Here is a 9,609-nt window from a genome sequence, read left to right as displayed (position 1 = left end):
CCGGGCGACCGTCACCTCGGTGTCACCGAGGTACAGCGTGGCCTGCTTGCCCTTGATGCTCAGCAACTGCGCGCCATCGGGCCCGTAGACATACCGGGTGTCGTTCTGCGGAGACCACACCTGCTCGGCCTTGCCGGCCGCACAGGTGGCCAGCACCACGGGGGTCGTGTTCGCGAGGACCGCGTCCTTGACCGTCAGGCACAGGCCCGACACGACGTGGGTGAGCTGGCCGGACGCGGCCCGCCTCAGCTCCTGGGCCGCGCTCCCGTCACACTTCTGGAGCTGGGCCGCGGACTGGGCCGTGTTCCCGGCCGGCTGCAGGCACCAGTCGTCGTAGACGCTGAGGGTGCCCCGGTCCGGGTCGGTCTGGGAGGTCCCCGGGGTGGGGGTGAAGCGCCAGGTCTGCCCCTGGGTGGAGTTGCAGGAGAAGAGCTGGATCGCCTGCGCGGAGGCCGCGAGGCCGCTCTTCAGGTCCAGGCATTTGTCCCCGAGGCCCAGGTACGGGGTCTTGCCGCCCGTGCCCTGGCCGGTGATGCGGTCGACCTTGCCGTCGTAGGTCCAGGACAGTTCCTGCTTGTCGCCGTTCTGGACGGAGGTGACGGACCTGGTCTCGCCGGTGAGTTCGTAGAGGCGTTCCGCCTCAGCCTTGACCTGGGCACCCTGCGGGGTGGTGTAGGTCTTCGAGACCTTGGTGAGGGTGTGCGGCTGCGTACCGTCGGCCTTGCCGTACGCGTACGACGTCGTCGCGTCCTTCGCCGCCGCGCCCGTCAGGTCCTTCTCGGTCAGCGTCTTGCGGTTGCCGAACAGGTCGTACTCGTACTCCTGCCAGTAGCCGGAGTTGTCCTTGCCGGCGGCCACGTTCAGCGTGCCGTCGGTGTTCTTCGGCGTGGTGCAGGCGGTCTGGTCCTTGGCGGTCCAGGCCGTCTTGAGCTGGCCGAGGGGGTCGTAGGTGAAGCACTGGCGTTCGGCGATGCCGGTGGACTGCTCGTGGATCGAGGTGACGTTGCCGGCCGGGTCGTAGGTGTACCCGCGCTTGGAGACGAGGGTGCCGGTGACGACGCTCTGGTCGCCCGTCTTCTCACGGAAGACCGACTGGTCGGTCAGCTCACCGCTGGACTCGTCGTACGTCGCCTGCGTCCACACCCGGTACGGCTGGGCGCCGAGCGTGGAGCGCTGGACCTGGCCGTAGGAGTCGTAGACCGTCTCGGAGCCGTACCAGTCCTTACCGGAGACGGAGAGCGGCTTGCCGTTCTCGTTGTAGCGGACGACGAGCTTCTCGGTGTCGAAGCGGCCCGCCTTCGGCAGCGTCGCCTCCTGGAGCATGCCGGTGTCCGTGTAGGAGTAGCCGTACGTGTACGACGTCTCCAGACCCCAGGTGCTCTTCAGGGAATCCGGGAGGGTGAGGGTGGTCGAGATCGGCTGGTAGTCCTTGGTGTAGCCGTCGACCTGCTGCTTGTACGCCTCGCCGTCGGTGTAGCGGACGGCGGTGTACGGCATGCCCTCGCCGCCGGGAGCCTTGTCGTAGGCGAAGTCGGCCAGCAGCTTGCCGGCGGGACCGTCGAGGCGCTGCTGGGTCGGGCGGGACAGGACGTCGTAGTCGTTCCAGACGGTGATGCCGCGGTCGTTCTTGGTGGTCCGGACGCGGTCATACGCGTCGTACGTGGTCTTCGTGGTGCCCGTGTCCGGGTCCGTCGCCGTCAGCTGGCGGCCCCGGTGGTCGTACGTCCAGCTCCACGGGTGCTTTTCGTCCGCCGAACTGGTCGCCGTCTGCAGGCGGCCGTGCTTGTCGTACGCGTAGCGCATCGACGTGAAGCCGCCCGGCGCGGCGGGGTTGAAGGTGTCGACGCGGGCGGTACGGCCGATGCCGTCGGTGAAGACGCGGTAGGAGGAGGCGCCGGCCGGGTTGACGACCTTCGACCAGTCCTGGCCGTACTCGTAGCGGGTGGCACGCTCCGGTACCGGCTGCGAGGACGCTTCCTTGGTATCGCGGTCCAGGACCTTCAGGACCGGGGTCTCCGCCAGGACCCGGCCGAGGCCGTCGTAGGTGTAGCGCGTGATGTTGGGGACGGCGGTGTCGGCGAGCGGGGTGAACAGCTCACCGGGTATCGCGTCGTGGGTGAGGTAGGCGTTGTTGGTCTGCCAGACCTCGCCGGAGCTGTTGTAGAGGGTGTCGGTGATCAGGTGGCCGCCGCCGTCGGCCTCCTCCTGCGTCTGCCGTTCGCGGCCGAGACCGTCGTAGAGGGTGACGGACTTCTCGATCCGGTTCTCGTGGCCGCGCGCGTAGGTGGTGATGTACGGCGGCTTGCCCGGGTTCTCCGGGTCGTACTTCGGAAGGGTGTAGGCGGCCTTGAAGTCCGGTGCGGACGACGGGGTACGGCCCGCTCCCCAGGCCTCGACCATGCGGCCCAGCGGGTCGTACCTGGCCTCACTGACCAGCTTGTTCGTGTCGGTGGTCTTCAGCGTGGTCGAGCGGCCCGGCTCCAGTTCCTGCTCCTGCCGGTGGCCGAGGGAGTTTTCCTCGGTGACCGTGAAGACCTGGCCGGTGGGCGGATCGTAGGTGATCGTGCCGAAGCTGCCGTCCGGGGCGTCCTGCCTGACGACACGGCCGATCTTGTCGAACTTGGTGGTCCCGTCGCTCTGGAAGCCGGTGCCGTCGCCGTTGAGCGACCAGGTCTGACTGGCCTCGCCGAGGGTGCTCCCGGCGAGCGCGCTGCCGTACGCCTGACCGTCGTAGGCGGTGCGGATCGCGCCGCTCAGGGTGGTCAGATCGCCGAACTTGGCGTCGGCGCAGGTGGTGGGGGAGACCAGGACCTGCAGGGAGAGACCGATGAGGTTCTTGGTGTCCTGGTGGACGTACTCCAGACTGGTGCAGGACTCGTCATCCTTCTTGTCGATGTCGCCCAGCGACTCGACCTTGGTGGGCAGTCCGTACGTCGGCTCGTAGCTGGTGGTGGTCCTGACGGTCCGCAGGGTGCTGGCGTCGTCGCCGGTGCCGGAGGAGCGCGTGTACGCGGACTCCTTGGGCTCGGTGACGCGCCAGGCGCGCAGCGGGCTCAGGCCGTCGTCACGGTCGCGCCTGGCGAGTTCGGTGGCGGCCGGGACGGTGACGCTGCGGGAGAGCCAGTCCTCGTCCCTGTCACCGGCGTTCGTGTAGGTCAGCTCTTCGGCGATGCGGCCGGCGAAGGGCTCCCGGTCCATGGCGATGTCCTCGCCGGTGATGTCCTTGACCGGGACGGTGTCGCCCATGCCGCGGAAGTAGCGGGTGACGGACTTGGACTTCTTGCTGCCGATCGACGGCTCGTCCGTGCCCGTGATCACCGTGGTCTGCTCGAACCCGGCGAACTGCGAGTACGTACGGGTGGACTTCTTGCTGAACTCCGCCTCGGCCAGCTTCCAGGCGGCGTGCTTGTAGGTGTACGCCGTCCGCGTCGCGAACGCGCCGTCGACGTTGGGGAGTTCCTCGATGGTGTCCACGACGTACTTGTGGAACCAGTCGATGTCCTCGACCTCGGGGTCGGGGTTCCAGAACGCCGGGTAGCACAGCCGGCCGTTGCTCTTCAGCGCCGCGGTGTCGTTCTTTCCGGGCAGGTCCTTGCCCGTGGCGCACTCTCCGTCGGGCGTACTGTACGTGACGACCGTCTCGCCGCCGTACTCGTTGATGACGCGCGAGATCCGCAGCCGGGAGAAGGCGGGACGCGCGTCGTTCCTGACCCGGTTCGGCATCTCCTCGTCGTTGGACTCGAAGCGCACCGCGTTCAGGGCGATGTCGGCGTCCGTGATGCCGTTCCGGCCGTAGCCGGTGCGCTGGACGGACTCCAGCCACAGCGCCGTGTTCGCGCCGGTCTTCAGGACCGGGAAGCTCTGCTTGAGGGTGTACTTGTCCACCGCCTGGCGGGCGGTGGTGCTGGTAAGACGCCGCGTCTCGGTGGTGATGGACGTCAGGCGCTTGCGGGACCAGAAGGACGGGCCCGCGTTCCAGCACATCTTGCCGGACTGGCAGCGCATGTCGGCCGGGGTGTCGTACCAGATGCGGTACTTGCCCGGGTCCTTGTCGGTGAAGTTCGCTTCCGAGCAGGTCAGGGAACCTTCGCTCAGACACCGCTCGGCCACGTCGAAGCTGATGCGGCTGGTGGCGGGGGTGGCGAGGAGACCGCCCGGGGCGTCCGTGCGCTGGCCGTAGTCGATGTGGTCCAGCCAGCCGCCTCGGTCGTACACGACCGGCGCCTTGAAGTTGAAGTTGCGGGCGTAGTGGTTCTTTTCCTTCTTCCACCACAGGGACATGGCGTTGCCGTGGATGTCCTCGACGTAGTCGAGGTTCCAGCGCCAGCCCTGGGTGCACCAGGAGCCCGCCCAGTCGCCCGCCTTGTAGCAGTCCTCGTCCTTGTGGTTGCCGTACACGGGCACGGTCAGCACCGAGTCGGTGACCGGCTGGCCTGAGGACCAGTCCGGAAGCTTGTGCCTGCCGAAGTAGTACGCGGTGCCGTCGCGGGTGGTGACCTGCCAGTACTCACCCTTGTGGGCGCCGTTGCCGGTGTCCTTGCCCGTGATCCGCTTGACCACGGAGCCGTCACCGTTGGCGGTGGTCCATGTGGTGCCGTCCCACACCAGCTCGGTGGTCGTCCCGCCCAGGGACAGGGTGGCGTTGTCCGAGCCCCAGCACAGGTCGGCGGTGCGGTGCGTGGCGTTGTTCGAGCCGTTCTTCTTGGAGTCCTCGCGGCAGGTGGTGTACGTGCGGGTGATCGAGCCCGGGTTGTAGTCCCAGCCCTCGCCGATCCAGGACGCCTGGTTGTTGGACGCGGAGGTACGGCCGTCCACCGACTGGGAGGAGTAGCTGAGGTTCACCTTCGGCGTCAGGCCGCCCGCCGATTCCGGCACCTGGACCTGGTAGGCGTAGGTGAAGGCGCCCGAGGAGGAACCGGCCGACCAGGAGCCCGAGGAGAGCAGCGGTGAGGCGGTGAAGTCACCGGCCGTCGAGGAACCGGTGTCAAGGGCGCCGACCACCTGGGGGCGGGAGGCGTCCACGGCGGGAAGCGCGGAGGTGGAGGCGGTACGGACCGAGGCACCGGAGACAGCGGTGCCCGCGTCCACGCCCAGCAGGCCGGCGACCGGCACCGTGCCCGAGAGGATCGTGCGGGTGGCCGCCTTCCTGGCGGCGGTGGTCCGGGTCGGCGCTTCGGACGCCGGGACCAGCGCGACCGAGCTGGACAGCAGCTCGGCCTTCTCCTCGGCCTTGCCGGACATGGTCGTGGTGCCCTCGGCGGCGCAGTCGCCGGTGTCGGGGGCGTCCAGGACGCAGTCGGGCAGCAGCATCAGGCCGAAGCGGTCGGCGGCCTGCGGGCCGTAGAGGTCGGCGAAGGCGGTGGTGTCGACGGCGAGCGTGACCTGGGCGGCCGGATCGGCGGTGGCCGGCGGGGTGACCCGCATGATCAGGCCGGAGACACCCGCGTCCTGGGACGTGGCCGGCGGGGCCAGGTCGACCTTCCAGTCACCCGCGAGGGCGGCCGGGTCGGCACCCATGGGCACGCCGACCGCGATCGGCAGTTCGTCGACCGGGACGGTGGTGCCGGGCTTGGTGTCCGCCGTGAGCGGTGCGACTCCGCTGTCCTTCACCCACGGGGTGACAGCTTTCGGCACATACGGTTCGACCGGGACCTCAGGCGCGGTGGTGAGGCTCTTGTCCGACTCCTCGTCACCGTCGATCGAGGTGCTCTCGGGCAGCTCGGGCAGCTCGATCGCGCGGGTCATCCCGGGCCCGGGGATCGCCCACGCGGGCCCGTCCAGACTCGTCACCGTCAGCGTCGAGGACAGCAGAAGGACGGTCGCCACACGGCTGAGCCGTCGGCGCCGTCGTTGAGACTCCGTCAGGGCGGGGCGTCTGCGCCCCAGCCATGACAGTGGACTTTGAGCACGCATACGCGTCGACCCCACCCAGGCGATGCAAAACAACAGATGTGGTCCGACCCTCTGTCATGGCCGCCGCAGGGTTCAAGGCAGTTGCTGTGCACCAAAAGCCACTTTTTGAGAGGTGTATCACAGGACATACAGTGATGGGATGTCACATGAGCTGACCAATAGGAAAGATCACCGAAAATCACAACCCATGAACACACAATCAATGCCCCAATGCCGCATCGCAGACATTCAGCAATGACGGTCAAGGCGTCACCAGGTAACCATCACGGATTCATAAAATCTTCATCTATGGACGACGTGTGAAAACCATGTGATCGTGTGCGCGCCTCATGTCCTCATCCGTCCTGGACCACACGGGAGTAGACCGTCGTGCCCGCGCCGCCTCGTTTTCTCAGTCCCCTCGTGCGCACGCGCACCCGGCTGACCCTCACTCTCGGCCTGGTTCTGGCCGCCCTGACCGCTGTCCTGCTGCCCTGGCCGTACACCGACGCACCATCAACTCCGCAAGCCGTTAAGCCGGTCGACGCGCGCCAAGCCGGAACCGGCCCGCGCGACGAGACCGCCGCCGCGGAAGAGGCCCGGCGCACCGGCAAGGAGGTGGCCGTCGACACCGCGACCACCGCCACTTCCCTGACCTGGGCCCGGCCGGACGGACAACTGCGCACGCAGATATCCGCCACCCCCCGGCGGGCCAAGAACGCCGAGGGAAAGTGGGCGCCCGTCGACAACCGGCTGCGCCGCACCGACGACGACCCCGACGGCCTGGGCATCAGCCCGGTCAACCCTCCGACACCGCTGCGCTTCGCCGGCGGAACCCCCGCCGCCGGGGACACCCGCGCGAACCGCTCGTACGCCCGGCCGATCTCGGCGGTCACCCGGAAGACGCCCGGGGAAACCGTGTTGGCGCGGACGGTGGTCCACGGCCACGTCATCTCCTACACCTGGCCCGGTGAACTTCCCGAGCCGGTGCTCAACGGCCCGCGCGCCCTCTACTCCGAGGCGCTGCCGGGTGTCGACCTGCTGCTGATCGCACGGGAAGAGGGCGGGTTCGCACAGCTGCTCATCGTCAAGGACCGGGAGGCCGCCCGGAACAAGGCGCTGGCGACGGTGTCGTACGGACTGAGGTCGTCGACAGCCGTCTTCCGGTACGACGCGACAGCGGAACGGATCATGCTGCTGGACCCCTCCGGCACGGAGATCGGGTCCATCCCGACACCGTTCGCCTGGGACTCCAGCGGACGTGACCCGGAAGTACCCGAGGGGACGGACGAGCCGCGTACCTCGGTCGCCACACCGGACGACGTACTGAAGCTGTCCGGGCTGAGCGGGATCGAGCCGGGGTCACGGCAGGCGCGGGCCCCGATGGAGCTGGCCGGTGACGGGACGGGGACGACACGGATCGACGTCAAGGTCGGCGAGACCGGCCTGCTCAGCGATCCGGAGGCGAACTACCCGCTGTTCGTCGACCCCACACTCCCCGGGCACTGGCTGGCATGGACCGTGGCGTACAAGCCGTACCCGAACTCCAGCTTCTGGAACGGCACCAACTTCAGCTCCGGCACGTCCGACGCGCGGGTGGGCCACGAGAACGACACCGGTGGTACGGCCCGCTCCTTCTGGCGGATGAGCTACAGCGCCGCTCTGAAGGGCGCGACGATCACCTCGGCGACGTTCAAGGTGCTGAACAACCACTCCTGGTCGTGTACCACCAGGGAGTTCCAGCTCTGGACGACCGGGGCGATCTCCTCGGGCACGACGTGGAACAAGCAGCCCAGCTGGTCCAGCGAGATCCAGCGGAAGTCGTTCGCGCACGGCTGGTCGTCCAGCTCGTGTCCCGACGAGTACGAGGCGTTCAACGTGAAGTCCGCCGCGCAGAAGGCCGCGGACGGCGGCGCGTCCAACATCACCTTCGGGATGCGGGCGACCAGTGAGAGCGACACGCAGACCTGGCGGAAGTTCAAGGCGACCACGGCGGAACTGAGCGTCGTCTACAACCGGCCGCCCGCCGTCCCGAGCACCGTGACCAGCACGCCCGGCGGCAACTGCAACACCAGCACCGCCGGTGCCGTCATCGGCAAGACCAACGTGGTCCTGTCGGCGATGTCCACCGACCCCGACGGCAACCTCAGCGGACTGCGCTTCCGGTTCTGGAAGTCCGGCACCAGCACCCCGGCCGGCACCCTCGTCACCAGCCTGTCCAGCGGCAAGGGCACACTGACCATCGCGTCGAGCACCCTCGTCGACAAGGGCGTGTACTACTGGGACGTCCGCGCGGAGGACTCCGGCGGCAGCCAGTCCGCGTACTACCCGACCAGCGGCAACCGGTGCACCCTCACCGTCGACGGTTCGGCTCCGCCGCCGCCGACCGTGACGAGCGCCGTCTTCCTGGAAGCCACGGACGACGGCGCGACCTGGGCGACCGTCCCGTTCGGAACGAAGGGCGCCGTCACCTTCACCTCCACGGGCGCCTCGAAGTTCCAGTACGCCATCGACGGCCTCGACTGGAAGGACATCACCGCCACCAACGGCACCGCGACCGTCGCCGCCCTGGACCCGAAGCACGCCGGCCCCAACACGCTGAACGTGCACGCCTTCGACTCGACCGGCAACAAGAGCAAGGTCACCAACTACACCTTCTACCTCCCGCCGCGCGACAACGCCGACGGCCCCGGTGACACCGGCGGCGACGGCATCCCCGACCTGCTGGTCGTCGACGCGAGCGGCAAGCTCATCAACTGCGCCGGAGGGCCGGACGGTGAGCTGGACACCTGTCTCGACGCGGCCTACACCTCGGGCGACAAGCTGAACCCGCCGGGTCACTGGTACAACGCGGAAAAGGCCGCGCTGATCACCCACTACGCCGACGCCTACCCCGGTGACGGCGTCACGGACCTCTTCGCGGTCACCCCCGACGGCACGTTCTCGCTCTATCCGGGCGACGGCTACGGCAGCTTCAACGTGGACAAGCGGATAAAGATCCTTCTGCCGTCCAACACCCCGGCACCCTCGACCTGGATCCAGATCAAGGCCGTCGGCGACATCACCGGAGACACCTACCCCGACCTGGTCTTCCGCTCCGGCACCGCTTTCTGGACGCTCTCGGGCTACACCGGCGGCAAGTTCCAGACGGCGAAGCAGATGAACAGCGACTCCTGGGCCCGCCGCGACATCGTCAACGTCGCCGACATCAACGGTGACGCGGTCCCCGACCTCCTCTGGCGCAACCTCGACAACGGCAACATGTACGTCCGCCACGGCAAGCCCGGCCCGGTCGCGGGCAGCGTCGACCTCGAATCCCTGAGGGTGGCCGCCAACTCGCTCAACGGCGACGTCGCCTACGGCACCAACTGGACCGAGGCCAACATGACCACCGCCCTCGGCATCCCCGACGTCAACAAGAACGGCATCCCCGACATCTGGGCCCGCCACGGAGCCGACGGGCAGATGCGCGTCTACCATCCCTCCCGCACCAACCCCAACCCGGCCGTCAAGATCGTCCTGACCCTCGACTGGAGAACGGTGAAAGCCCTCGGCTGACACCCGGCAGGTACGGCACTCCCCCTCACCGGCCCCCGTCCCCCGTCCCGCCAGGGACGGCCGGGGGCCGGTGAGGGACCCCCCTGCCGGCTCCAGAAGTGTGACGGGACCACGGCGCAGGAGTTGCGGCGGACCGCGTCGGGCCAGCTCACCCATGTC

2 protein-coding genes are annotated in these 9,609 nt (G+C 68.4%); one reads left to right on the top strand and one right to left on the bottom strand.

Annotated elements, in window-relative coordinates:
* A partial coding sequence (locus tag ACIBAE_RS29425; RefSeq protein WP_399291392.1) for a ricin-type beta-trefoil lectin domain protein occupies nt 1-5,826 on the bottom strand: 5,826 nt, incomplete at its 3' end.
* A 489-nt stretch (nt 5,827-6,315) separates the two neighbouring features.
* Between ACIBAE_RS29425 and ACIBAE_RS29420 the strand changes: the two genes are divergently transcribed.
* Entirely contained in the window at nt 6,316-9,450 is a 3,135-nt protein-coding gene (locus ACIBAE_RS29420; protein WP_399291390.1) for a DNRLRE domain-containing protein, read from the top strand.
* Nucleotides 9,451-9,609: the final 159 nt, after the last annotated feature.

The sequence above is a fragment of the Streptomyces sp. NPDC051569 genome (assembly GCF_044454085.1).
Lineage (GTDB): Bacteria > Actinomycetota > Actinomycetes > Streptomycetales > Streptomycetaceae > Streptomyces.
Note: the sequence above shows the minus strand (reverse complement) of the source record. Positions and strands in the feature narration are given on the sequence as shown.